The organism is Rosenbergiella australiborealis (assembly GCF_018494035.1).
Taxonomy (GTDB): domain Bacteria; phylum Pseudomonadota; class Gammaproteobacteria; order Enterobacterales; family Enterobacteriaceae; genus Rosenbergiella; species Rosenbergiella australiborealis.
In genome coordinates this window covers 118,455-141,320 of sequence record NZ_JABBFO010000007.1, presented here as the reverse complement: position 1 = coordinate 141,320, position 22,866 = coordinate 118,455, and the positions used below count along the sequence as shown (strand labels likewise).

30 protein-coding genes are annotated in these 22,866 nt (G+C 48.0%); 3 read left to right on the top strand and 27 right to left on the bottom strand.

Translation table 11 applies throughout. The features are described from left to right. Positions 1-15 precede the first annotated feature (15 nt). The 24 genes from HGT73_RS09355 to HGT73_RS09240 form a co-directional block, all read right to left on the bottom strand. Positions 16-633 (bottom strand): LysE family translocator, encoded by a 618-nt coding sequence (locus HGT73_RS09355; protein WP_214214059.1) that lies wholly within the window; start codon positions 631-633, stop codon positions 16-18. 73 nt (positions 634-706) lie between these two features. Beyond that, a complete protein-coding gene (gene udp, locus HGT73_RS09350; RefSeq protein ID WP_214214057.1) occupies positions 707-1,468 on the bottom strand; it encodes a uridine phosphorylase in 762 nt (253 codons plus the stop codon). Between the two features lie 93 nt (positions 1,469-1,561). Further along, a complete protein-coding gene (locus HGT73_RS09345) occupies positions 1,562-2,314 on the bottom strand; it encodes a C40 family peptidase (protein ID WP_214214055.1) in 753 nt (250 codons plus the stop codon). 23 nt (positions 2,315-2,337) lie between these two features. Further along, positions 2,338-3,231, bottom strand: coding sequence for a flagellar motor protein MotB (locus HGT73_RS09340; RefSeq protein WP_214214053.1), 894 nt, complete (start codon positions 3,229-3,231; stop codon positions 2,338-2,340). After that, on the bottom strand, positions 3,228-4,097 hold the full coding sequence (gene motA, locus HGT73_RS09335; RefSeq protein WP_214214051.1) for a flagellar motor stator protein MotA: 870 nt from the start codon (positions 4,095-4,097) through the stop codon (positions 3,228-3,230). Before motA ends, HGT73_RS09340 begins: the two co-directional genes overlap by 4 nt. Further along, complete coding sequence (locus HGT73_RS09330; RefSeq protein ID WP_214214049.1) at positions 4,091-4,807, bottom strand: FliA/WhiG family RNA polymerase sigma factor; 717 nt, start codon at positions 4,805-4,807, stop codon at positions 4,091-4,093. The genes motA and HGT73_RS09330 overlap by 7 nt, the downstream gene beginning before the upstream one ends. A gap of 9 nt (positions 4,808-4,816) precedes the next feature. Then, the gene (locus HGT73_RS09325; RefSeq protein WP_214214047.1) at positions 4,817-5,275 is read right to left on the bottom strand and encodes a flagellar basal body-associated FliL family protein; all 459 of its coding nucleotides are present in this window, start codon (positions 5,273-5,275) and stop codon (positions 4,817-4,819) included. 8 nt (positions 5,276-5,283) lie between these two features. Then, entirely contained in the window at positions 5,284-6,378 is a 1,095-nt protein-coding gene (locus HGT73_RS09320) for a flagellar hook-length control protein FliK (protein WP_214214044.1), read from the bottom strand. Positions 6,379-6,382: 4 nt separating this feature from the next. Further along, complete coding sequence (locus tag HGT73_RS09315) at positions 6,383-6,673, bottom strand: hypothetical protein (RefSeq protein WP_214214042.1); 291 nt, start codon at positions 6,671-6,673, stop codon at positions 6,383-6,385. Positions 6,674-6,675: 2 nt separating this feature from the next. Continuing rightward, positions 6,676-7,062, bottom strand: coding sequence for a flagellar export chaperone FliS (gene fliS / locus HGT73_RS09310; protein WP_214214040.1), 387 nt, complete (start codon positions 7,060-7,062; stop codon positions 6,676-6,678). 11 nt (positions 7,063-7,073) lie between these two features. After that, positions 7,074-8,348 carry a flagellar filament capping protein FliD gene (gene fliD, locus HGT73_RS09305; RefSeq protein WP_214214038.1) on the bottom strand — a complete coding sequence of 425 codons (1,275 nt, stop codon included), beginning with the start codon at positions 8,346-8,348 and terminating at the stop codon, positions 7,074-7,076. Positions 8,349-8,524: 176 nt separating this feature from the next. Then, the gene (locus HGT73_RS09300; RefSeq protein WP_214214036.1) at positions 8,525-9,493 is read right to left on the bottom strand and encodes a flagellin N-terminal helical domain-containing protein; all 969 of its coding nucleotides are present in this window, start codon (positions 9,491-9,493) and stop codon (positions 8,525-8,527) included. 92 nt (positions 9,494-9,585) lie between these two features. Continuing rightward, a complete protein-coding gene (locus tag HGT73_RS09295) occupies positions 9,586-10,608 on the bottom strand; it encodes a hypothetical protein (protein ID WP_214214034.1) in 1,023 nt (340 codons plus the stop codon). Between the two features lie 2 nt (positions 10,609-10,610). Next, positions 10,611-11,522 (bottom strand): flagellin N-terminal helical domain-containing protein, encoded by a 912-nt coding sequence (locus tag HGT73_RS09290; RefSeq protein WP_214214032.1) that lies wholly within the window; start codon positions 11,520-11,522, stop codon positions 10,611-10,613. Between the two features lie 14 nt (positions 11,523-11,536). Beyond that, positions 11,537-12,886, bottom strand: a complete 1,350-nt coding sequence (gene flgK / locus HGT73_RS09285; RefSeq protein WP_214214030.1) for a flagellar hook-associated protein FlgK — start codon at positions 12,884-12,886, stop codon at positions 11,537-11,539. Continuing rightward, a complete protein-coding gene (locus HGT73_RS09280) occupies positions 12,886-13,257 on the bottom strand; it encodes a rod-binding protein (RefSeq protein ID WP_214214028.1) in 372 nt (123 codons plus the stop codon). Before HGT73_RS09280 ends, flgK begins: the two co-directional genes overlap by 1 nt. Beyond that, a complete protein-coding gene (locus HGT73_RS09275) occupies positions 13,254-14,423 on the bottom strand; it encodes a flagellar basal body P-ring protein FlgI (protein WP_214214026.1) in 1,170 nt (389 codons plus the stop codon). Before HGT73_RS09275 ends, HGT73_RS09280 begins: the two co-directional genes overlap by 4 nt. Then, complete coding sequence (gene flgH / locus HGT73_RS09270) at positions 14,365-15,033, bottom strand: flagellar basal body L-ring protein FlgH (protein WP_214214019.1); 669 nt, start codon at positions 15,031-15,033, stop codon at positions 14,365-14,367. The genes HGT73_RS09275 and flgH overlap by 59 nt, the downstream gene beginning before the upstream one ends. An 8-nt stretch (positions 15,034-15,041) precedes the next feature. Then, a complete protein-coding gene (gene flgG, locus HGT73_RS09265) occupies positions 15,042-15,827 on the bottom strand; it encodes a flagellar basal-body rod protein FlgG (protein WP_214214017.1) in 786 nt (261 codons plus the stop codon). Positions 15,828-15,839: 12 nt separating this feature from the next. Next, positions 15,840-16,571, bottom strand: coding sequence for a flagellar basal-body rod protein FlgF (flgF, locus tag HGT73_RS09260; RefSeq protein WP_214214015.1), 732 nt, complete (start codon positions 16,569-16,571; stop codon positions 15,840-15,842). After that, the gene (locus HGT73_RS09255) at positions 16,571-17,341 is read right to left on the bottom strand and encodes a flagellar hook basal-body protein (protein WP_214214013.1); all 771 of its coding nucleotides are present in this window, start codon (positions 17,339-17,341) and stop codon (positions 16,571-16,573) included. Before HGT73_RS09255 ends, flgF begins: the two co-directional genes overlap by 1 nt. 28 nt (positions 17,342-17,369) lie before the next feature. Continuing rightward, on the bottom strand, positions 17,370-18,026 hold the full coding sequence (locus tag HGT73_RS09250) for a flagellar hook capping FlgD N-terminal domain-containing protein (RefSeq protein ID WP_214214010.1): 657 nt from the start codon (positions 18,024-18,026) through the stop codon (positions 17,370-17,372). Beyond that, entirely contained in the window at positions 18,026-18,445 is a 420-nt protein-coding gene (flgC, locus tag HGT73_RS09245) for a flagellar basal body rod protein FlgC (protein ID WP_214214009.1), read from the bottom strand. The genes HGT73_RS09250 and flgC overlap by 1 nt, the downstream gene beginning before the upstream one ends. 15 nt (positions 18,446-18,460) lie before the next feature. After that, positions 18,461-18,811 carry a flagellar basal body protein gene (locus tag HGT73_RS09240; protein ID WP_214214006.1) on the bottom strand — a complete coding sequence of 117 codons (351 nt, stop codon included), beginning with the start codon at positions 18,809-18,811 and terminating at the stop codon, positions 18,461-18,463. Between the two features lie 98 nt (positions 18,812-18,909). Between HGT73_RS09240 and flgA the strand changes: the two genes are divergently transcribed. The 3 genes from flgA to flgN are packed head-to-tail and all read left to right on the top strand — an operon-like array spanning position 18,910 to position 20,443. Further along, positions 18,910-19,683 carry a flagellar basal body P-ring formation chaperone FlgA gene (gene flgA, locus HGT73_RS09235; protein ID WP_214214004.1) on the top strand — a complete coding sequence of 258 codons (774 nt, stop codon included), beginning with the start codon at positions 18,910-18,912 and terminating at the stop codon, positions 19,681-19,683. Between the two features lie 47 nt (positions 19,684-19,730). Further along, positions 19,731-20,009 (top strand): flagellar biosynthesis anti-sigma factor FlgM, encoded by a 279-nt coding sequence (gene flgM / locus HGT73_RS09230; RefSeq protein ID WP_214214002.1) that lies wholly within the window; start codon positions 19,731-19,733, stop codon positions 20,007-20,009. Further along, complete coding sequence (gene flgN, locus HGT73_RS09225; RefSeq protein ID WP_214214000.1) at positions 20,006-20,443, top strand: flagellar export chaperone FlgN; 438 nt, start codon at positions 20,006-20,008, stop codon at positions 20,441-20,443. The genes flgM and flgN overlap by 4 nt, the downstream gene beginning before the upstream one ends. A gap of 1 nt (position 20,444) precedes the next feature. On the opposite strand, the gene HGT73_RS09220 is transcribed toward flgN, so the two are convergent. Genes HGT73_RS09220 through HGT73_RS09210 form a run of 3 tightly spaced genes read right to left on the bottom strand, consistent with a single transcriptional unit; the run spans position 20,445 to position 22,857 of the window. Further along, positions 20,445-20,870: a flagellar FliJ family protein gene (locus HGT73_RS09220; protein WP_214213998.1), complete on the bottom strand. Its 426-nt coding sequence runs from the start codon at positions 20,868-20,870 to the stop codon at positions 20,445-20,447. Beyond that, positions 20,867-22,183, bottom strand: a complete 1,317-nt coding sequence (locus HGT73_RS09215) for a FliI/YscN family ATPase (protein ID WP_214213996.1) — start codon at positions 22,181-22,183, stop codon at positions 20,867-20,869. Before HGT73_RS09215 ends, HGT73_RS09220 begins: the two co-directional genes overlap by 4 nt. Next, the gene (locus HGT73_RS09210) at positions 22,180-22,857 is read right to left on the bottom strand and encodes a FliH/SctL family protein (RefSeq protein ID WP_214213994.1); all 678 of its coding nucleotides are present in this window, start codon (positions 22,855-22,857) and stop codon (positions 22,180-22,182) included. The genes HGT73_RS09215 and HGT73_RS09210 overlap by 4 nt, the downstream gene beginning before the upstream one ends. Between the last annotated feature and the right edge of the window lie 9 nt (positions 22,858-22,866).

Genomic DNA, 22,866 nt, shown 5'->3' with positions numbered 1-22,866 from the left:
TCAATTCCCGATGCTTTAGCGTGAACTCAACGCCAGCTTTGCGGCAAAGAGTACAAAAACACCTGCTGTCATCCGATTCATCCACCGAATAATGTTAGGTTGTTGTAAATAGTGCGATGCTTTTACCGCTACATTAATCAGCACTAAGGACCATAAGGTTCCGAATACAACATGAATCGATACCAGTAAAAACGTCCATAAGACCGGAGAATGGCCTACAGGAATAAATTGCGGCAGAAAGCTCACATAAAAAATACCCACTTTAGGGTTTAAGACATTACCTAAACAGCCGCGTACAAACCAGTTACGAGTATGGGGATGGCGGCTGGGTACAGAGAGTGACAGTGGCTGGGGACGAGCGAGTACAAGTTGTAAAGCTAACCATAACAGATAAACTGCACCGACCCATTTTAAGCAGTCATAAGCGACTTGTGAGGCTGCTAATAATGCCCCTAAGCCCAGTGCCACTAGCGCTCCCCAAATATAACAGCCAAGATTAACCCCCAAGGCGGCTTTAAAGCCGTGGCTACGCCCTTCAGCAATGGAGGTTCTTAATACTAGCGCGGTATCAAGACCAGGGGTTAACGTCAGCAATAATGCCGCTAAACTAAAAGTGAGCAGTGTCGCTACCATTACACATAACCTCTAAGGCAAGTGAGACAGAGGGTTAGACTATACGTTTTCTTATTCATAAAGCGAGAACGGGTTAGATCAAGCGACGTGCTGCCTCTACCACAATTTTTATCGCCGTATTTTCGGTGTGTTGCATTGTGCTTTCGTCGGGAATTTCTTGTTGTGTGCGATTAACTATCACCCCGGCAATCATCCCTGCCCGTAACCCTTGACTGGCACATTGCGTGAATAACGTCGCAGACTCCATCTCATAGTTTAGCACCCCCATTAACTGCCACTCTTGCAGGCTGCCTTGAAATGCTCTGGTTACACGGCCTGAATAGGTGTCATAACGTTCTTGTCCGGGATAGAAGGTATCCGAAGAAGCCGTAATACCTATATGACTCGAGGCACCCAGTGCATTAGCGGCATCAACCAGCGCAGTGGTGCAGTGAAAATCGGCAACAGCGGGAAACTCAATAGGGGCAAAATGATGACTGGCACCGTCTAAACGCACCGCGCCTGTTGTAATTAATACATCCCCAACTTTTATATCAGGTTGAATTGCTCCCGTCGTGCCTATGCGCAGAAACGTTCTGATACCAAGTTGTGCCAGTTCTTCAACAGCTATCGACGTCGACGGGCCACCTACTCCTGTTGAGCAAACGATGACTGCTTGGCCATCAATCTCAGCACGCCAAGACGTAAATTCACGGTGGATGGCAAGAGGCTTTGGGTTATCCATCGATTCGGCAATTTTTTGGACTCTTTCCGGGGCACCAGGAATGATAGCTAATGTCGCGCCCTGTAAATCGGCTTGGGTTAATCCAAGATGAAACACCTCTGCTTTTGGCATATGCCCCTCACTTATTTCCAATAATGGTAAACAGTATCTTATGACACCCTAGCCGAATACCTACTATCCTGGCTATAAAAATCGATACCCTTCTCAAAATGAATGCGGCAACGAGGTTGGGTGTGCATCACGCAGTGTTGTTTCGCTCAATACACGACGCGCGCCTGCATAGTGTTGCTGCCAAAAAGGCGTATCAAGTTGACTGATACGAATCGCTAATCCTGTTCGTGGGGCTTCGATAAATTGATGGTTACCCAAGTAAATTCCAACATGATCAGGCTGCGTTTGACGATGAATAGTGAAAAAAAGGAGATCACCACGGCGTAGACGACGACTGCTTACTGCGGCCATGCGCTTATCATTAAATAAGCCACTCGCCGTGCGAGGCAATGGCCAGTTCACGTACTCCCTAAAGGCAAACCAGACAAGACCACTGCAATCAAACCCTTGCGTCGGCGTCTGTCCTCCCCATCGATAAGGTAAGCCAATCTGTGCCTCTAAAATCGTAATCACTTTCTCAAGGGTGGCGAGAAGATGCGGTGACCCGGTTTCACGCAATAACTCATCAGGATCTAAAGGTGCCCAGCCTAACCCGGTATCACCGGGAATAATGCCGCGATTCAATAGCGATAATGCCAGTTGTCGATCACGTTTTTTTACTTCGGGTGAGGCCGATGCCAGTAATTGTGCCGAGGTAGCGATGCGGTGTTGCGCTTGCTGCCAAAGCCGTAAACGATTATGTTCACGGTGTTGTTTATCCGTCAGATAGCGACTGGATGGCGAAGCACCGCTCGCCGAGTGATAGGAGAGTAACGTGAGGATAAGAACCATGAAAAACACGCGCATAAACTGTGCTTAACCGATACCCACTACTGGCCTTGCACGGAGGGAAGTACCGTATTGGTTGCCGGTATTGAAAACGATTTTTCCCACGCCGCCAACCCTTGTGCGGAAAGGATCACAAACTCAATACGTCGATTGATGGCATTTGTCGGCTGCTGTTGGTCGAGCAGTTTTTGATCCGCCACCCCTGAGATCTGTACAATTTTATCGCTGGAAAATCCTGCTTTGAGTAAGACCTGCCGGGCTGATTGAGCACGATTAACAGAGAGGCTCCAGTTATCGTAAAACGGATTTTGCTGATACGGCGTTGCATCGGTATGACCAATAATCATCACGTGTGACCCGCTTTGTTTTAATGCGGGAACAAGACTCGAGAGCAGTTGCTGAAAATAAGGAGTCACTTTGGTGCTCCCTCGTTCAAACATCATGCGATGCTGATCATCATTGACCACGACTCGGATCCCTTGGGCCAAGCGTTCAATTCGCATATTACTCTGTGCTTGCTTACCGAGCATTAGGCTTTGCAACGCCTGCTGAAGTTGCCGTTGATCCCCTTCAGAGCCACTCGTACTCGTTTCTTTGTCTTTGGCGGTAGCCGCGGTGGCGCTATCGCCAGCTGAGCTTCCTACCACACTGGGGGTGACTTCCGGGGCTGTTGAGGGCGCGGGATCATGGGCGGAAAAAGAGATTGGACTAAAAGAGTGGCTATCAAAAATCGACTGATTATTTAACGTATACATAATCGCTTTTCGGTCTTTTTCCGAGACCTGTCCCATAATCCACATCACCATAAAGAGAGACATCAATGCCAGCATAAAATCGGCAAAGGCGACCTTCCACGCGCCACCATGCCCGCCGGAGTGGGCACGTCGCGAGCTACGCTTGATAATAGTGGTATGACCTTTTTGACGCCCACTCATGATGCTACCGCTTCTTGACGCGTCTCTACCCAACTCTCTAACTGAGTGAATGACGGTTTGCTTTCAACCGGTAACATTTTTCGGCCGGCATCCACCGCCAGTAACGGGGGTTTTCCCGCCACTTGGTTAACCATGATGGTACGTAAGCACTCGAAGGAGGTCATTTTTTTCTTCACTAACTGCTCCATCGCGTTCGCTAAAGGATCGATCAGGCAGTAGCTAATAAATACCCCAAGAAAAGTACCAATCAAGGCCGCTGCGACTTTAACACCAATCACGGCTATCGTGCCGTCAATCGATTGCATGGTAATAACAATACCCAGTACCGCCGCACAAATACCGAATCCTGGCATCGCTTCTCCTACACGCTGAAGTGAACGCGAGGCTTGCAATAAATTTTCTTCTACCGAGTTAAGTTCTTGCTCTAATAACCCCTCCAGCTCATGTTCATTAATTTTACCCATTGCCATCATGCGAAAATTATCCGCGATAAAGGTACATAACTCACTATCACTGGCGATCAATGGATAGCGTTGAAATAACTCGCTATCAGTAGGGTTTTCAATATGGTTATCTAAACTTCGTAATCCACCATTCTGGACACTGTCGAGTAACTCATACATCAGCATTAAGAGTTGCTGAGAGTATCCGGTGTTGTAACGGGTTTTACGCATCACTTCTTTTAACTGGGCAAGGATCTGTTTTAATACCGTGCCGGCATTGGCTAACACCAAAGTGCCTATGCCACAGCCGAGAATAATCACAATCTCCCCGGGTTGCCAGAACGCAACTAGACGTCCTCCTGAGTGAAGATAACCCCAAATTAAACAGATAAAGACAATCAGGATCCCACCGACCTTTAACATACCGACTCACTTTGCTTTATATGGGCGACCAACTTATCGTTTAATCGCTTATTCAATTGACAGACACGTGCTTCACTCACGTCCAAGACCAGAGCAATTTCTTTAAAATTCATCTCATGGTGGTAGTAAAGCGTCAGAATTAATTGTTCGCGTTGATCGAGAATACCAATAGCTTGTGCCAATTGTTGCTGTTTGGCATAGAAGCGTTCAGGATTATCACGTTGCGAGCCCAATTCTGACGCTTCACCTTCCATTACGGCATCAAGACTTTCTACGCTGGCTAAGTGCTCACTTTGCAAATATTCGTGATAAGTGTGTTGATCGATCTGCAAATGGTGATACATATCGGCAAACTCAGGTTCTCGACCCAATTGCTGCGTGAGTTGCTTAATCTGCTGAGCCAGTTGATGTGTCTTTTGCCTTAAACTTCTGGGGCGCCAATCGGCTTGACGCAGTTCATCAAGAATCGCCCCACGGATACGGTATTTCGCGTATCCCGGAAACTCATCATCCGGCACGCCATAGCGCCGTAAGGCGGTCAATAAACCAATTAACGCAATCTGTTGCAGATCATAGGCATCGATCACCACACTGGCGTGATAACTCATCTGACGTAAGATTTTATTTACCAGAGGAAGATAGCGATGAATATACTGCGCCTCTTGTTCGGCGCTCATCTGCTCAGTCTGCGTATATTCAGTGAATGACATGCTCTACGCTCACTGAAAAACCATTTTACTGATCATAATATCGTCGAAAGGCAGCGTTTTTAAGCCGAGCTGGTTTGCCTCTTCTTGATAACGTTTCAGTAACTGGTCATGTAATTCTGGAATAGTACGCGCACGCACATCACTAAAAGGTTGATTGTTTAACAGTCCAACCGTAGCGCTTCTTACTGCCGGTTCAAAGGCTTGTGCTTGTGCCGATTGCTCTTCACCGCGAACAACGAGCACCACATCGAGTAAAAGGTAACGTGGGCGGTTATCATCTGCTTGAAGAGTAATCACTAAATCTTTGATTTCAATGAAACTAGCACGAGGTGGCTGGCTTTTAAACCAATGCCCTATTCCCTGATCATCGGCCTTAGGCTCACTCTTTTGACTCAGCATCCATGCTCCTCCAGCCCCAATGATGATAAGCAGCAGAATAATCGATGCGATGATGAATGACTTTTTCATAACGACTCTTATAACGTAATTAAAATGGATTGATCGCTCGCCGATGGGGTCGAGCTAACGCGCGCGAATTCTTTTGCCGCAAGGATTTCCGAGTGCTCTTGTTGTTGCTGTCGCTGTGCGTGGCGACGTTGCTGTTCACCTTGCGACGAAACATCCACTTGTACCTGCCCACCTTGGTTAAGCGTTAGGCTCTCTTTTAAGTCATGAGTGGTTTGTTGTAATAACTGCTGTGTTTCTGGCACATCGGCACTAAGCTGCACTTGCATGGTTCCCGCATTCATATGAATAGTCACAGTAATCGCCCCTAACTCAGCGGGATGTAATTGTAACTCAGCAGTCTGTAGCTGGTGCGTCACTTGCCACGTAATATGCTCACCAATAACCGCCATAAGCGGTGCCTGATGCCCAGATGATGATTCACCTACCCTAGTTCGTAAGGGATCCACGGTGGTTTGTGGCGCTCCTGTTAATGACTGACTGACCGTTGTGGCTGGGCCAGCCGCTACAGTCAGTCCAGTATTATCGAGGAGCGGAGGGTTTTGATGCTGGAGTTCGCGAGTCGTCGAAGTTACTCCTGCGCTGATATCACTACCGTCCATATGGCTATTAAGCACAGATCGCTCAGCCGATGCGGGCATGACTTGAGGCTCGACTAACTGCATAACGGGCAAAATGATAGTCGGAAATGTGGGGTCAGTTTCACTCTCCTTCTGCGATATGACCGTCTTGTCGTCGGTAAAACACGCCTTGTTCAACGCGGTATTCTTTCCCGCGAGCCCGGTGAGCAATCGCTGAGGATCAGCGCCGAGCATTGCCTCGCTGGTGGGTAACGTGGCGGTAAGTAAGTTCCCCGCTCCGTTTTGTCGATAACGAGACTGAGCCTGTAAGCTCGCCATAAGCGCAGGCAGTTCATCCTCTTTGCGATCATCAATAGACGAGGGTGCCGGCTGAGTGCTCGCCGTCTCTGGCTGCTTTTTATCGCTTTGTGCCGAGGCTAAAGAGAATGATAAGGGGGGTTGCTTATCACAGCCCGATACCGCAGCAGAAGGCGTCGTTGCCGCGGGCGCAGTCGTGGGTAATGTGGCGAGTGCTAGAGTTTTCATCACGTTATCCTAAAAAACTCTCTGCATCGCCAAAACGAGCATAAGCCGCCATCGCTTCCCGTTCGTTAACCGTATTCTGAATTTTTTGCCATAAGTCATCGGCGTGAATATGGCACTCAGCTAAGCCTGCCTGATAGACCTGACGGAGCTGTTGACGTTGTGCTTCAGTTAAGGTTTCCCCTTCGAGCTGGGAGGTAAGCTGTTGATTAGCAATAATCAGTTTATCCCAGTCTTGATGCTTGATGGCCTCAACCACTGCCGAGAGTAGGCGTGTAAACGATAACGGATCGGCCATAATTAAACCGCCATCTCTCGCCAACCAGCTTCAATTTCGCCCAATAAGCGCTCAACTTCCGTGATTTTCTCTACCGAGAGTTGATGGCTGGCCTCATACAAACAACGTACCGCGTAATCGTAAAGACTCGCTAAGCTAACAGCCAAGTCCCCCCCTTGTTCCATATTCAGTGCGCTGCTCAGTGCATTAAGAATATCAATACAACGATTAATACTGGTGGCTTTTTGTTCATAACGCTTAGCCGTAATATGACTTTTCGCACGGACGAGCTCATCCATTAAACCATTAAACATAATGAGAACTAATTGATGTGGTGTCGCCGTCGCAACTTGGCGCTCTAAATCGGCGGAAAGGTAGTCGTAGCCATTTACACTGTCATTATTGTACATAATCTCTCTCATTAACTGAGTAAGCTACTCAAGGAGCTTTTCATATTCTGCATAGCACTTTTTAATTTTGTGAACTGGGTTAAATAGCGGTTATAAGCATCGTTGTAACGAGTGGTAATTTTCGCTTGCCGATCAGTGACGTCCGTCTGTTGTCGATCTAAAACGTTTTGTCGACTTTGTAAGGTGCCATGGCTCGAACTTAAATAGTTGTTCATCGATTTATCAATAGTGGCCAGTAACCCTTGGTTACTAAAGAATTGGTTAATCGACTGAGGGTTCTTGGCTAATTGTGTTTTCAAGGTATCGCTATTAAGTGTCAGCTTGCCATCTTTATCTGAAGTTACGCCAAAGCGAGTCATATCAAACCCTTTGACCGCCCCCCGGATCAATCCATTTAACTCAGTATTCAGCGATGACACCAACCCATCGTTGCCACCTGTTGCCGAGCCTTGAGCGTTCAAGACTGAACGCAAACTGTTATAGGCATCAATAAAACTCTGGAGATTCTTTTGTGTTGCGCTGGTGTCGGTGCCGACAGTCACCGTTAACGGCGTATCTGCCGCAGTGACGGTTTGTAAGTTAATGGTTACTCCAGCAATTAACGAATCCAGCTTATTTGAACTGCTACTGAACGCTAAAGAGCCGATACTTACTTTAGCATCTTGCGCGGTTGAGATTTGTACGCCTTTGGCTAGTGCGGTGGCACTGCTGGTATCGAGCTGTTGTGTGTCTAGCGAAATGGCATTGGCTAAGCCGCTTTCATCACTACTGAGCATTAGCTGAACTTTACCATCAGTCTTAATTAACGATGCTGTAGCGCCAGGATTATCCGTTGCCTGATTTATAGCATCGGCAAAATCGGCCAATGAGCTGAGTTTGCCCATATCAATCGCAATACTTTTATTTTGAATCGATAGGGTTAACGATCCCGTCGCCTGCTTGACAATATCATCCGTTAACTCGCTATAGGCGGTTTGTTGGGCAGAGGCTAGCTGGCTAACTGTTAGGTTGTAGGTTCCCCGATTCGCTTGGGAAGTCGTAGTCACCGTCGCAACTGTAGACTGACTCACACTGGCGCTGTTTGCTAGCATCCCTTGCGTCGCACTATTTAAGCTCGTCAGGCTAGACCGAAACGTCGTCAATGCCGTTTTTAATTTACTCAGGTTACTGCTTTGTGTGGAAAGCGAATTTTGCTGTGTCGTCACTGCATTTTGTGACGCTTGAATATCGTAACCTGCCATTTTCGTCGCAAGGGTTTTCGGGTCAAGAGAACTGATATCGGTCATGGTGGCTATATCCGCGAGAAAACTCGTTAACAGGGTCTGGCATCGATTCTTAAGCAATAATCATGCCAATAATAGAAAGCCTATTGATTGGCTGATAAGAAACGACAAAGCGGAAGATAACCTTCCGCTTTGTAAAAAAAGAGGAAACACAAGGGGCATTACCCCGCGTCGTTTCCTTACCCTAAAATGCTCATCACTAAACTCGACATGCTGTTTGACTGTTTTAGCATTGAGGTACTGGTTTGTGCCAGCATTTGGCTACGGGTCATTTTCGAGGCTTCCGATGCAAAATCCGCATCTTGAATATTTCCCATCGCTTGGTCGGTGTTATCTTTCATATTGGTTAAGTTAGCCGAAGCATGCCCTAAACTATTGATCGAGGCACCGAAAGAAGAACGTAAGCTAGAGACATTATCTAAGGCTGAACTTAAGGTATCAATCAAGCTATTCGCATTTGCTGAAGTGGAAACATCTAGACCGCTGGTGGTGGTGGTGGTGATCTTATCGCCGCTGGTATCAACATTAGTGGTTTTACCAAAACTGGTAATCATGGCCTTTAATGCGTTTAATTTATCAGTAACATTGGTCGTTGACGTCTCATCCTTGCTTGCGCCAATTTGGAATGTCATGGCGCTGGACATTTTTCCATCGGTTGCGGTGGTTCCGTTATTTGCTGATGTCTTAGCCCCACCATTAGTTGACGTTGTACTGCTTTGAGTCGCCAATTTACCGAATAAGGAATCGCCCGCATAGGAAGTATTATTCATGATACTGCCTAATTGATCATTTAAGCTGGAAAGCTCATCGCTGATTGCATTACGGCTTGTGGTGGTATTGGTATCTGAAGCTGCCTGTGTTGCCAGATCTTTCATGCGGTACATGATATTACTGACTTCATCCATTGAGCCTTCGCCGGTTTGCAGCATTGTCGAGGCATCAGCGATATTACGCTGTGCTACCGCCATACCATTAGATTGGCCTTGTAAACGTGTCGCGACTTGTAGACCTGCTGCATCATCAGAGGCCTTGGTGATACGTTTACCCGTTCCTAGGTGTTCCATCGCGCTTGATAGTGTTGAGTTAGCTTTTTGTAACGCATTGCTGGCAGACATCGCGGATGAGTTGGTAAATAATGTAATAGCCATCTGGCGGCTCCTTAAAAGTGGACGATAAGTAGTAACTAAGAGTTAATAACGACTGTCGTCACACGAAAATTAAGGGCAGATATCCTTTTTTTTTAATTACCGATAATTAATTGATAAACCGCCAACAGCGGAAGGTTACCTTGGCATTGCAAGGCTTGATTTAAGCCGCGAAATTCGCCGCGACACACTGCCAGTTGCTGACGAGTATGCTGTGCCAAACGTAAAGCTTGTTGTCCGTCTAGCGTCACTGAATGCTGTACCAGTTGGTGATCAACCTGCTGTCGCTGCTGTAGCAACTTTTGACGTTCCTGTATTAAATGGCGAACCGCCTGCTCAGCCGTCAACACCACTTTTGTCGGCTCATTAGACAGGAGTTGTTGCAGTTGCTGTTCAAAACACCCCACGGGGATGGGGCGCAGCAAGGTTAAACCGTCGGCAGCAAAACAGCCGCCGCTTCCCCGTACTGACCAGTTAACCAGCTCCGGCCAGCGATGCTCAGGTATCGTCAATAAAAGACGCTGCTGCGCTAAATCGTAATCGCACCAGATGGCAAGCTGACCTAGCGCCCGATTTAATGCAAAAATACGCTGGGTTAATGACATCTCAGTGCTGATCAACAGTGAACACCAACGCCGGAACGTCCCCTCGCCTAAGCCGAAAGTAATAATCTCTCGCTGCTCAGTAAAGAGTAGTGCTTGCAGGGCTTCACAGGAAAAAATCACCTGTGCGGGACGATCCACACAAGGCTGAAAATTACGGTCCACCGTACCACCCGATTGCTGAACCCGCTGTTCAACCAGTTGGCGCATACGCCTTAACTGTCGTTGCCGCTTTTCTCTATTCATCGGCTGAGCTAAAGCTCGGAGCGATAGCTCGGTTTCGACCAGATAATCGGTGGCACGTTGAACTGCGGTAATCTGCTGGTTTAGTTGGGTATTAAAGCGTTGGGGATCACGACTAATTAATAACTCATCGGGAAAGCGGAGTGCGCGATGTGATGGTGATAAGCGCGCTGACACATCACTAGGCGTTGCCACCGGTGACGGTTGCGCGCGCGTGGCGACTTCACTGCCAAGAGGGCGATTAAACGAGCCGGAAGAGAGAGGTGATAACATGGTTAGATCGCGTCAAACATCGAGAATTGATTCATTAAACTATAAGCCTTACTGCTATATTCAACGGTCTTAAGCCAAGATTGTAACTGTAGTGTCGTATCCGCGATATCGGTACTTTGTAATTGACTCAATACCTCACTATTCGCCGCCGTCAGGTCAGTATAAACGTTTGATAACTGCGTCAGTTGGTTTTGTCGGCTACCTATCGAACCTCTAGTACTCCCTAACCGTGTGGAGACATCGCTACTCTGTTGCAGTAAGGTCGACAATGCGGAGCTATCAGGGAGCGTAGTACTGCCTGATGCCGAAAGCTGTTTTTGTAATTGACCCAGTTGATTGAGAAAACCCAAAGGGTCATCTCCTACCGCAAAAAGTGTACTGAGATCCGAGTTACCATTTACCGACTGTTGTTGGCCAACCTGAACAGCGCGTTCGCCCTTATTTCCCTGCCACTGGTATTGACCGTCAACCATTACCACGGGCGGTTTATCGCTTTGTGTCCCGCCAAAAATATAGCGCCCCTCGGCATCTTGACTGTTCAATAAACCGACTATCCCTTCGCTCAGACTGGATAGTTGTGTTTGATAACTGGCATAAGAGCTTGCCGACTGCGTCGCATTATTCATGCTTCGCAATTGATCTTGCAGCGAAAGTAATTGATCACTCATGCTACTAAGCAGCGTATCTTGTCGTGTCAGCGTATCATTTAATGTGGTGATATTGGTTTGATACTGCGCCGTGACCGCCTGTTGTTGCGTTAACGCCGAGGTGCGTGTCGCATTCAGTGGATCTTCAGAAGGTAGTGTCTGTTTTTGCTGAGTAGACAGCTGATCCTGCAATTTTTGAATCTGAGTATTGCCGGTTTCTAAGGTCGCCAACATTCTTTGTGGCTGACTGAGACTACTAATACGCATCGTGATTACCTCAGTTAGCTAAAAATATTCAGTAATTCGGTGAATAGCTGATTTCCCACCGACATTACCTTCATATTGGCTTGATAGGCTTGCAGATAGGTTTGTAAGTTAACCGCTTCTTCGTCTTTATTTACAGCGCTAAAGTTATCACGCTGCTGTTGCCACTGTTGGTTAACTGCGGTCACGACAGAAAGCTGGTTACTATTTTGGCTATTAGTGGTCGCTAACTGGCTAGTTATTGCGCTCGCTTGATCTTTTAAGCTGACTGCATTATCACTGCTTGTCGCTGACTGTAATGCGAGCAGCGCAGTTAAATTATCGCCGTTGGCCGTGGCCGACTTCTCTAGCGAGAGTCCTAGTTCCGACGGCGTCAGCGAGGTGGTACTCAGCACTGAGCCTCCGCCATTAGCGGCCGATAACCTAAACAGTGGCGCGCCACTGTTACCTTGCGAGTCATAGCCTTTAGCTAAGGTGCTATTAACTTGATCATTTAGCGACTGCATTAGTCCTGTTACCTGTTTTTGCAGTGGCGAGAGAACTTGTTGCTGGTAGTCATATAATCCGCCTAACTGCCCGCCGACATTATCGGCTACAGTCGTCGAGGTCTGATCCATCGTGACGTTAAGTTGCCACCCTGCCTGAGGATCGTTCACCGAGGTCACGACCGCTGCCTGTTTTCCCTTAACCAGTGTCGCTCCTTGTACTGATAAGGTGTAACTCCCCGCCTCGGTCTTTTCGACCGACAGATTGACCAAGCCACTGAGCGTTTTGACTTGCTGGTCACGTTGGTCTTGTAAGCTATTACTTTGCGCGCCAGCGCCCAGACGTTCAATCTGCTGATTGAGATCAGCAATTTGCGATGACAATTGATTCACTTGCTCAGTCGTGGCTGTCTGTTGCTCAGTGATGCTCGCCCCTTGGTCAACTAAGGTCTGACTGGTTTGCGTCAATCCACTGGCTAACGTCGTGGCGCTGCTGATCAGTTGTTGGCGGTAAGCCGTCGCATCAGGCTGACTGGTTAATGCGCTTAATGCATTAAAAAAACCCGTTAATAGGGTGGATGGCTGCGTACTGCTTGAAGCGATCACTTTCTCCAGCGAGGTACCCCAACTGTTTAATGACTGATAGTAACCCACCGAACTTTCCGTACGCCAAAGCGCCTGATTCATCGTTTGGTCGGTGATCCGGCTCGGATCACTGGTCTTCACCCCATTCCCGACCGAGGAAACCACCGAAGCACTTTGGCTGATTTGCTGACGCGAGTAGCCTGCCGTTTGTTGGTTAGCAATATTACTCGCACTGACTGAAAGTTGGTTCTGAGCCGCTTGTGCGCCTTGGGCCGCTATCGTGAAGAGATTCATCATCAATCTTTATCCGTTGTCTGTCGTTCTGTTGATAAAGAACGACCGCCATGCCCCGTTTCTGAAGGGGGGGTAGCAGGAGAAAGTTGTTTAACAATCATTTCTGCAAGCCCGGTGGAGTGGGTCGCAGCCAGATCAGCACTGAGCTGATCATCATAAAAATCACGCCAAAGCCCCTGCTGCTTACTGTCTAGCGGCGAGTCCTGTACTAAAGCATCTGTCGCTTGGCGCATTGCTTTAATCATTTGCCGTAAAAATTGGTTTTCAAACTGTTCCGCAGCTTGAGACAACGAGTGCGGTTTTTTCTGGTCGCCAATATCACCGGGTAATAGCGTATCGCTCGTGACTAGAGTGCCGGTTAATAAGGTTTTCATATCACCACCAATTCCGCATCCAATGCCCCGGCTTCATGTAAGGCTTGTAAGATAGACATAATATCGTCAGGCGTCGCCCCTAAGCCATTTAATGCATTGACGATACTGCGAAGGGTCGTGGCAGTAGGGATGACAACACTATGCCCATTACCTTGATTCACGCGTAGTTCACTTTGTGGCGTCACCGCCGTCCGGCCATTACTTAATGGTCCAGGCTGATTAACATTCGCTGATTCACGAATAGTCACCGTTAAATTACCGTGCGACACTGCGGCTGCATGTACGACCACATTTTCACCAATCACCACGGTACCGGTTCGTGAATTGAATACAACCCGCGGCGACATTTTACCGGGAATCACATCAACATCTTCCAAGGCAGACATAAATGCCACGCGGCTACCGGGGCTCAGTGGCGCTTTCACCGCGATACGTGTCGCACTTTCTGCGGTAGCCGTACCGTAGCCAAAAGTTTGATTTAGCGCCGTCGCAATATTGTTCGCCGTTTTAAATTCTGGACGATGTAAATTGAGATAGACGTTATTATTACTCTGAAAATCAGTAGGAATTTCGCGCTCAACAGTTGCACCATTGGGAATTAAACCAGCAGTGGGCGTATTGATGGTAATGCTCGAACCACTATTGCCTTGCGCTTGCATCCCACCGACGACCACACTGCCTTGGGCTAAGGCATAAATCTCACCATCCGCGCCTCGAAGTTGAGCTAACAGTAGCGTACCGCCGCGCAGGCTTTTGGCATCACCAATAGAAGAGACCGTTACATCAATCGCTTGGCCCCGGCTATAACCCGGTGGTAAAACAGCACTCACCGCTACCGCTGCGACATTTTTCACTTTAGGATCGATTTTAGCCGGTAACTGCACACCAAACTGCCGCAGCATATTGGTGACAGATTGATTGGTGAAGCGGACTTGGTTTTTATCGCCCGTACCATCAAGCCCAACCACTAAACTGTAGCCAATAAGCTGGTTACCACGAATCCCTTCCACATCGACCAGATCACCAAGCCGCGCGGCCAATGTGCTGGATGAAAAAAGTACCGAGCAGAGTATCAACAAAGTGGATCGAAAACGCACTGAACGCCCCTTACATTGGGAAAAGTGGATGGTTGAAAAAGCGAGTGAGCCAGCCCGCACTGTTGGCATCGCTTAACGCACCACGTCCGGCATAGGAGATACGTGCATTCGCAATACGTTGTGAATTCACAGAGTTATCACGATCAATGTCGTCTGCACGGACTAAGCCCGTAATTCTGATGTATTCATCACCTTGGTTAAGGGTTAACCACTTTTCGCCGCGAATAACCAGAACGCCATTCGCAAGTACCCGATAAACCGCAACCGAAATAAATCCCTTTAAGCTATTTTGCTGTTGGGAACTGCCATTACCGTTGAAAGTCCGATCTCCATCGACCGAAGCGGAAAGCCCATTCACCGAATGACCGAAAATATTAGGAATACCAAAGGTCGTATCATTTTTTTTATCGAACCCGGTTTTCGCTTGCTTACTGGCTTGTGTGGCCTCATCAAGTTTTACGGTAAGGATATCTCCAACGCGATAAGCTCGCCGATCTTGTGTTATCGACCAATTAAATCCCGAGGTAAACACACCACCACCGTGACGCGTCTGCTCGGGAGCTAACGCTTCGTCGGGGGGGGCATAGGCCTCGTCATCTTTTTTTACTAAGAAGGGAGAACTTTCGCACCCAGTCAGAAGAACAACCATCGCCATAATCACTATCAATAGGTAGCGCATTCTCGTTCCTATAGCGTTTGCGTGACAAATTTCAACATATCGTCTGCCGCAGAGACCATTTTGGCATTCATTTCATAGGCACGCTGAACTGTAATCATATCCACCATCTCTTCGACGACTTGCACATTAGAGCCTTCTAGCGAGCCTTGCTCAAGCTGGCCTAAACCATCTTCTCCCGGTGTCCCTTCTGTCGGCTCGCCACTGGCGACGGTCTCTTGATAGAGATTATCGCCTTGGGCAGAGAGGCCAGCTGGGTTAATAAAGTTCACTAAGGTGATTTGCCCGAGATCTTCTGCATCAGTCTGCCCTGCCACGGTGGCGCGTACAGTACCATCCTTGCCGATTTGAATATCGGTGGTATTAGCCGGTATCTGGATTTGCGGCTGCAGGGGTAAACCTTGTGCCGTCGTCAAGGTGCCGTCTTGGTTGCGCTGAAAATTGCCCGCACGGGTATAGGCGGTGTCACCATTGGCGAGTTGTACTTGAAAAAAGCCATCACCGGTAATCGCTACATCCAGTTTCTGCCCGGTGTTTTGGATATTGCCGACGCTAAACTCTTTTTGTGTACCGACTATTTTGACACCCGTACCGTATTGTGTTCCGGTCGGTGTGGTGTCTTGCTGATCAAGCGGGCTACCTGCCGCACGCTGATTTTGATAAAACAGATCAGCAAATAATGTGCGATCTTTTTTAAACGCTGTAGTGTTAACGTTGGCTAAGTTGTTGGAAATCGACGTTAGACGCGCATCTTGGGCACTTAAGCCAGTTTTACTTATCCATAGAGCTGGATTCATGGTTTATCTCGCTTAACTATTTCTCAGAAGCTGGTTACCGGCAGAAGCCAAATCATCGGCAGTTTTCATCATCTTAATTTGTGCTTCAAATTGTCGATTGACTGACATACTGGCGAGCATTTCGCCAATCGCCGAAACGTTGGAACCTTCAAGATGCCCGGATACCACGCTAACCGTTTCATCCGTTGGATTATTACGATTACTACTGACCAGTAATCCTTGTGAATTTTTCGATAAACTCGCGGCAGAAGGATTCACTAATTTAAGACGGTCAACGTCAATCAGGGTGGTATTACCACTCTCTTGCGGCACAATTGAGATCGTCCCATCAGCGCCAATACTGACTGAGGAAAAAGGGGGCAACACAATCGGGCCATTATCGCCAGAAACTGGATAGCCATGTGCATACATCTGCCCTTGCTGATCAATCGTTAATTGCCCATCACGGGTATAGGCTTCACCAGCCCCCGTCACCAGCGTTAAATAGCCTTGTCCTTGAATAGCAACATCAAGGTTACGCCCAGTGGACTGAATAGCGCCCACCGACAAGTCCACCCCCGAAGGTTGCTCGGTACTGAGAACGCGTGTTTCGTCCGCGCGCGTTGACAATGCTTGCTGCTGGGCTAACGCGAGATCTGCACGAAACCCTTCGGTGTTGACGTTAGCCAAATTGTTAGCATGGATCTGTTGCTGTTGCTGTGCAACATTCGCCCCACTGAGCGCGGTATACAGTAATCTATCCATTAGATAGCTTGGAACAGCGCAGTAAACATGCTGCTGTCGGTACTGATGACTTTGGTATTAGCTTGATAATTGCGTTGTGCACTCATCAAATTTACCAATTCACTCGTCAGATCGACATTCGATGATTCGAGCGAGCCATTATGAAGGCTGCCTAAGATACCCGTTTGCGCGATACCAAACTGCGCGGCGCCAGAACTTTCAGTGGCTCGCCATAGGGTGCCATCTTCCGGTTTCAACTGGTCCATATTAGCGAAGCTGGCCAGCGCCACTTGCCCGACATTAACGGTATCACCGTTAGTATACGTTGCTTGCACAGTGCCTTTTTCATCAAGATTCACACCGCTTAACGTGGCAGTATCCTGCGTTTGTGGGATCTGAATCGGCCCAACAGCACCAGTGCTCGTCCCCGATGGGTAGCCTTCATATTTCAAGCCCGTGTTGTTCACTAAAAAACCGTCTTTATCAACTTGAACATATCCAGCACGACTAAACTTTTGGCCGCCGCTTGTATCTTGTAAAACAAAAAAACCTTTGCCACTGATGGCTAAATCTAAACTGCTCGCGCCACTGACTATCGAACCATTGGTACCAAGGCTCTGTTGTGTGCCTTGGTCAAGAACACCATTACCCGCCCCATTGACATACAACGCGGAGAAATTTTCCCGGCCAGATTTGTAGCCCACCGTATCCGCATTAGCAATATTGTTTGAGATAGTATTTAACTGGGCACTGACCGCATTAAGCCCACGAATGGCGATAGTAAAACTCATTATTGATTTCCTTAATCGTTATCGAAGGCTAAGCCGCCGTAAACTGGGTAATGGTGCTGTAATTAGCGTCACCAATCCCTTGTAAAGTTAAAATAGGGTCACTGCCCGTCAGTGGAAAACGTACCGATTTTACCGTCCCCATCAATTCAGTTGATAACCCACTTTGGTTATTATCGGTCGTGACACTCATGCTGTAACTGCCAGCGGGCAGCCCAAGCGTTTTCGGATCGACGGTAAAATTGACATCCCCTGCAGGCGCGGCGCCTAATGCTACGGGGTAACTGTTTCCTGCGCTGTCTTTGAGAGTAAGAGTGACCTGTGATGCAGCATGAGCCAATGTTGTCCGCCCACTCACCGCTGTCTCGCCATCGGTAGATAACGTAGTCGTGGAAACCATTACTTTTTGACCGGTTAAAGCGCCGATACTCTGTTTTTGTAAGGAGCTGACTTGTCGGGAAGTGCTGGTCATTAAGCTCGAAATACTGTCCATCGATTGCACTTGGCTCAGCTGTGCCAGCTGGCTGACATACTCTTTACCATCGGTGGGGTTCGTCGGATCTTGGTTTTTTATTTGAGCAACCAATAGTTGCAAAAACATGTCACTGATCTGACTATTGGTGCTGGTCGTGGTGCTAGCACTACTCGCAGTGTTCGCTGACGTTGTTGAGCTGTTACTGATATTCATTACGTGGTCTCACCTAAGCGCAGTAGACTTTGTTGCATACTTTTTACGTTAGCCAATACATCAACATTGGTTTCAAAGCTGCGGCTGGCAGACATCATATCCGCCATCTGATCGACAGTATTAATAGCCGGATAGTAAACATAGCCTTGCGTATCCGCTAAAGGGTGGTTCGGTTCATAACGTGCAACTGAGCCGGGCTGTTGACGAATAGCGGTAACCGCAACACTCGCCGAAGCAGGACTATCACTTACCGCTTGATTGAACACAGCACTGAATACAGGGACACGTGCCTGATAGACACTGTCTGCAGAAGAGGCCGGTGTGTCGGCATTGGCTAAATTACTGGCAACCGTATTCAAACGAATCATCTGTGCGTTCATTGCCGACCCGGCAATTTGATATATCGCATTAAATCCCATGATGGTTCCTCGATATTACCCCTTCCCTTCAATTGCTTTTTGTAAGCTCGCAAACTGCATTGAAAGAAAAGACAAACTCATCTGAAAACTTTGGCTATTACTAGCAAAAGCAGTTTGTTCGTTGTGCAACTCCACCGTGTTACCATCCGCGCCAATTTGTTGTGGTACACGGTAAAGTACCTGCGCGCTGCTAGAAGCCATTTGACCTTGCTGACGTTGCATTTCAGCCGCGAAGTCAATATCTTTGGCTTGGTAATTGGGGGTATCAACGTTTGCTAAATTACTGCTTAATAGTTCAGCCCGTTGTAACCGTAAGTCGATGGCCTGTACGCTGTTACCTAATGCACGACTGAAAGAGATGCTCATCGAAAAAGCCTCTGTTAACTGTTCCCTAAATGTTTTAAGCAATTTTCATGCCAATAAATAACTTTATTTTTTACATTAATTATCATAGGGTTACATTTATGTCATTGACACAGAGGAAAGCCTACTTCCGCTTTCGACGTATCGGTCTTTACCATCTTGTGTGGGCTATACTCGCGTTTTTCACACAACATGCAGTGGCGGCTTCTTCTATCGACACACAAGCCAGCCAGTGGGTCGTTAATCACATCGAACAGATTGGAAAAGAACAGGGGTGGCAATCGCTCCATTTACAGCCGACAATCACCCTATTTACCCCACCTGAACATTTACAACCGTGCAGTACGGCATTGCAGTTTTCGGCTCCCCTTACCCCGGCGTTAGTGACACGTTTTCCACTGCTCATACAATGTGATGCCGCCCACGCTTCATGGAGGGTTAGGGCTCAGGTGAATGTTGAGTTGCGCTTAGCCGCGGTGATCGCTGCCAGAGCAATCAATCCTGGGTCGGTAGTGACTGCAGAGGATATTCAATTCGCGCCCCTAACGTTCAAACCGGGAATGCGAGTCGATGTGGTTACACAGCTCAACGATGCTTTACAGATGACCGTTAAACGCTCCGTTGCCGAAGGGCAGCCATTACGGGAGAGTTTCCTGAGTACACCGCGATTGATGTCACGTAATCAGCCGATCACATTAGTGATCCAGCAAGAGGGACTTGAACTTTCCACTGGCGGTATTGCCCTGCAAAATGGCGGAAAAGGGGCGACTATTCGCGTTAAAAATAGCAGCAGCGGTCGCGTTCTCAGTGGCACCATCATCAATGGCCAGCAGGTATTGATCCACGCAATAGAAAAAATCACCTTCAGGCCTTAATTTCTCAGCCATTTTGGTCGTTGTAGGAAATAAACGGAGATTTTTTTATGATAAAACTGACACCTTCAACCCCTAATGAGCGCGTAAGTACCGTCGTTACGCCACCTAGTCAAAGCGTGGGTAGTGAGAAAACGGCACAATCAAAAGCCCCAACGTCCTCAACAGAGCAGACGTTAATGCAAGCGCGCCAAAGTTTGAGTGAACTTCCTGATGTTGATCTTAATAAGGTCGCCGAGGTCAAAGCCGCCTTGAGTCGCGGGGATATTACTCTCGATCAGGAAAAATTAGCCGACTCTATATTAAGTTTTTTTCAGAGGTCTGAATGACACGCGGAGAGATAGTCCGACAATTACTGGCGGATTTATTGGATGATCACCAACAGTTTCGCGAGATAGAAGCACATTTATCTGCACAACGCCAAGCTGTATTACGTTTTTCTCAACCGGACCTTGAACATCACACCGATGTATTGATGCAGCATTATCGTCAGATCCATCAACATGCCCAGCAACGTATTGTCAGTTTACAACAGCTTGGTTTAAGCGCTGATCAGCAAGGAATGACGCAACTCCTGCAAGGGCTTGCTCCAGCTGCTCAACAGCATCTGCTCAAAATATGGTATGAATTACCTCAACAGTTACAGCGTTGTCAGCAGGCCAATGCTTATAACCAACAACTTCTGGACATGCAGCACAGTCTATTAGTCGAGTGTATGCCACAGGGTGACACCGCTGACTGGCTCTACCACCCCCACGAATAGATTAATCCTTTCGACTGAAACGTAAAGCCGCTAACTCATCACTGTGCTTCTGCGCTTGCCGTTGATCTGTTTTCGCTGCAGAGAGAGTTGTTGCTAGGCAGTAATGCTCCAGCTGTTTTTCTTGGAGATGGCTCTCATTAAGGCGTGCTTTTCGCTGCTGTAACTCTTGCTCTGCCTGTTGACACTGTTGCTGCTGCCATTGCCATAAATGGCGTAATGCTTGTGTATATGCCTCTTGATTCCCTAAAGCCAGGGCGGTGGTTACCGTAGGTGTTGGCGTATCAATAAAATTTTGCAGTTGTGAGAGTTTTTGCGTCATTTGTTGAACATGTTGTTGCTGCTCGATGACCTGTCGTTGACACTGCTGTCGTCGTTGTTGTCGTAAACGCTCAAGGGCTTTGAGCTGAAGGGGGGTGGCATGACTCATGCTTTCTCCTCTACCACGGACATTAGATCATTGAGACTCTGGTCGAAATGGCTGAGTTGTTGCTCATCTTGCTGTAAAAACTGTAAGATCGCTGGCGCGAGTCGCACGGCACGGTCAACATCCTGATCGGCTCCCGGAGCGTAACCCCCTAATGCCATCATCGGCTGAATTTCTTGATAGCGTCCATAATGCTGCTTTAAGGTACGCGCCGCTTGCCGATGTTCAGCATCCGTTACCAGACTCATGCAGCGGCTGACAGACTGACTAATATCAATAGCCGGGAAATGGCCCAATTCTGCTAACGATCGTGATAACACAATATGACCATCTAACACCGCACGCGCTGCATCCACAATCGGATCTTGTTGATCATCGCCTTCTGCCAGTACAGTATAAATAGCGGTTAGACTCCCTTCGCTATCGCTGTTACCCGCGGCTTCTACGAGACGAGGAATTAATGAAAAAACCGATGCCGGATAGCCTTTTGTCGCAGGCGCTTCACCGAGGGATAGCGCTATTTCACGTTGAGCCATCGCATAACGGGTTAAAGAGTCGATCATCAATAAAACGTGGTAGCCTTGATCACGAAAAAAAGCGGCAATACTGTGACAAAGCTCGGTCGCTTTTAAACGCATCAATGGGCTTTCATCAGCGGGAGCCGCGACCACAATGGCTTTCTTCAATCCTTCTTCGCCCAAAGTATGCCGCAGAAATTCATTCACTTCTCGCCCACGTTCACCAATCAACCCCACCACGACAATTTGGGCGTCAGTGGCCCGAGCCATCATAGCGAGCAAAACGCTTTTCCCCACCCCACTGCCTGCCATTAAACCAACGCGCTGGCCACGGCCTAACGTTAATAGGCTATTGATCGCGCGGATACCCACATCCAATGGCGCGGAAATAGGCCGTCGTTTCAGGGCGGATATTTGTGGTAAATGAAGCGGCAGCACTGCGCTACCGACTGCCGGGCCGCGTTCATCAATCGGCTCACCGACTCCATTCAATACTCGTCCCAACCATTCAGTCCCGATAGTGAGATTTGGCCGTTGGCTGGAAGGTAATACGCGTGCACCACTTCGCAGCCCAGCAAGACTTTGCAAAGGCATTAAGTAGGTTAAGTCGCGATTAAAGCCAACCACTTCAGCAATTATTCTTTTTTTATCAATGCCTTCCACTTCACAGCGTTGACCAATGGCCAATGGGCATCCACTGACCTCCATCAATAGTCCAGTGACTCGACATAATTTTCCGAAATCTTGACTTAATGGGACAGCCGCAAGGGTAGCTAGAGCCTGCTCAAGGCCTTTCACGACACATTCTCCTGCGTGGTCAGACTTTGCTCAAGGGTTGATAAACAGTGGTCGAGACGTTGTTGGCAACCAAGATCGATATGTTGCTGTGCTGTATCAATGATACATTCTCCACGGGCCAACTGTTCGTGTGCGTGAAGTTTCCACTCAATAATTTTTTCAGGAGCTAATTGTTGCAGAGCCTGAAAATCAGCGTCAGAGACACGTATAGAAAATGGCGTATCGGCCAGTTGTTCGTGGGCGAGTTTATCGTCAATCCAGCTGAGTAATAATTCAGGTCGTGTAGCGATCTCCTGTTGGATCACTAATCCGGCAATGCGCGTCACCAACGCCAAGGTAGCGGTATTTTGTTGCTGTTCGGCTTGAGCGTAGAAGTCATTCAATTTGGCAACCATCGCCTCGATGGGTGCAGTAGCCTGTTCAAATAAATGCCGAGATTCAAGTAAGCCTTCTGCACGCCCGGCCTCAAAACCTTGTCGTTGGCCCTCCACCCTGCCCTGTTCAAAACCACGTGTCGTTCCTTCATCGAACCCTTGTTGAAACCCGTCAGCTTTTGCCTCATCAATCTGTTGCTGGCTATCGACCGGGGGCGGCGATTCGCTCTTGACCGTAGGTACGACGGTTTGCCCGGTGTATAACGGCGGAAAACGGTAGGGGGTCAGTGTTTTACTCATCGTATCCCT

What these genes read in the sequence shown, in the direction of transcription:
- HGT73_RS09290 (WP_214214032.1), bottom strand. Translation starts at nt 11,522, where the DNA reads ATGCGTATTAGTAGTCTCAGTCAGCCACAAAGAATGTTGGCGACCTTA.
- flgN (WP_214214000.1), top strand. Translation starts at nt 20,006, where the DNA reads ATGACACGCGGAGAGATAGTCCGACAATTACTGGCGGATTTATTGGAT.
- HGT73_RS09355 (WP_214214059.1), bottom strand. Translation starts at nt 633, where the DNA reads ATGGTAGCGACACTGCTCACTTTTAGTTTAGCGGCATTATTGCTGACG.
- HGT73_RS09325 (WP_214214047.1), bottom strand. Translation starts at nt 5,275, where the DNA reads ATGAAAAAGTCATTCATCATCGCATCGATTATTCTGCTGCTTATCATC.
- motA (WP_214214051.1), bottom strand. Translation starts at nt 4,097, where the DNA reads ATGTTAAAGGTCGGTGGGATCCTGATTGTCTTTATCTGTTTAATTTGG.
- HGT73_RS09255 (WP_214214013.1), bottom strand. Translation starts at nt 17,341, where the DNA reads ATGAGTTTTACTATCGCCATTCGTGGGCTTAATGCGGTCAGTGCCCAG.
- HGT73_RS09315 (WP_214214042.1), bottom strand. Translation starts at nt 6,673, where the DNA reads ATGGCCGATCCGTTATCGTTTACACGCCTACTCTCGGCAGTGGTTGAG.
- flgM (WP_214214002.1), top strand. Translation starts at nt 19,731, where the DNA reads ATGATAAAACTGACACCTTCAACCCCTAATGAGCGCGTAAGTACCGTC.
- HGT73_RS09295 (WP_214214034.1), bottom strand. Translation starts at nt 10,608, where the DNA reads ATGTTATCACCTCTCTCTTCCGGCTCGTTTAATCGCCCTCTTGGCAGT.
- udp (WP_214214057.1), bottom strand. Translation starts at nt 1,468, where the DNA reads ATGCCAAAAGCAGAGGTGTTTCATCTTGGATTAACCCAAGCCGATTTA.
- flgG (WP_214214017.1), bottom strand. Translation starts at nt 15,827, where the DNA reads ATGAATCCAGCTCTATGGATAAGTAAAACTGGCTTAAGTGCCCAAGAT.
- HGT73_RS09345 (WP_214214055.1), bottom strand. Translation starts at nt 2,314, where the DNA reads ATGCGCGTGTTTTTCATGGTTCTTATCCTCACGTTACTCTCCTATCAC.
- fliS (WP_214214040.1), bottom strand. Translation starts at nt 7,062, where the DNA reads ATGTACAATAATGACAGTGTAAATGGCTACGACTACCTTTCCGCCGAT.
- HGT73_RS09280 (WP_214214028.1), bottom strand. Translation starts at nt 13,257, where the DNA reads ATGAAAACCTTATTAACCGGCACTCTAGTCACGAGCGATACGCTATTA.
- HGT73_RS09250 (WP_214214010.1), bottom strand. Translation starts at nt 18,026, where the DNA reads ATGAATATCAGTAACAGCTCAACAACGTCAGCGAACACTGCGAGTAGT.
- flgF (WP_214214015.1), bottom strand. Translation starts at nt 16,571, where the DNA reads ATGGATAGATTACTGTATACCGCGCTCAGTGGGGCGAATGTTGCACAG.
- HGT73_RS09340 (WP_214214053.1), bottom strand. Translation starts at nt 3,231, where the DNA reads ATGAGTGGGCGTCAAAAAGGTCATACCACTATTATCAAGCGTAGCTCG.
- flgA (WP_214214004.1), top strand. Translation starts at nt 18,910, where the DNA reads ATGTCATTGACACAGAGGAAAGCCTACTTCCGCTTTCGACGTATCGGT.
- flgK (WP_214214030.1), bottom strand. Translation starts at nt 12,886, where the DNA reads ATGATGAATCTCTTCACGATAGCGGCCCAAGGCGCACAAGCGGCTCAG.
- HGT73_RS09275 (WP_214214026.1), bottom strand. Translation starts at nt 14,423, where the DNA reads ATGCCAACAGTGCGGGCTGGCTCACTCGCTTTTTCAACCATCCACTTT.
- HGT73_RS09210 (WP_214213994.1), bottom strand. Translation starts at nt 22,857, where the DNA reads ATGAGTAAAACACTGACCCCCTACCGTTTTCCGCCGTTATACACCGGG.
- fliD (WP_214214038.1), bottom strand. Translation starts at nt 8,348, where the DNA reads ATGACCGATATCAGTTCTCTTGACCCGAAAACCCTTGCGACGAAAATG.
- HGT73_RS09240 (WP_214214006.1), bottom strand. Translation starts at nt 18,811, where the DNA reads ATGAGCATCTCTTTCAGTCGTGCATTAGGTAACAGCGTACAGGCCATC.
- HGT73_RS09330 (WP_214214049.1), bottom strand. Translation starts at nt 4,807, where the DNA reads ATGTCATTCACTGAATATACGCAGACTGAGCAGATGAGCGCCGAACAA.
- HGT73_RS09300 (WP_214214036.1), bottom strand. Translation starts at nt 9,493, where the DNA reads ATGGCTATTACATTATTTACCAACTCATCCGCGATGTCTGCCAGCAAT.
- flgC (WP_214214009.1), bottom strand. Translation starts at nt 18,445, where the DNA reads ATGGGATTTAATGCGATATATCAAATTGCCGGGTCGGCAATGAACGCA.
- flgH (WP_214214019.1), bottom strand. Translation starts at nt 15,033, where the DNA reads ATGCGCTACCTATTGATAGTGATTATGGCGATGGTTGTTCTTCTGACT.
- HGT73_RS09220 (WP_214213998.1), bottom strand. Translation starts at nt 20,870, where the DNA reads ATGAGTCATGCCACCCCCCTTCAGCTCAAAGCCCTTGAGCGTTTACGA.
- HGT73_RS09320 (WP_214214044.1), bottom strand. Translation starts at nt 6,378, where the DNA reads ATGAAAACTCTAGCACTCGCCACATTACCCACGACTGCGCCCGCGGCA.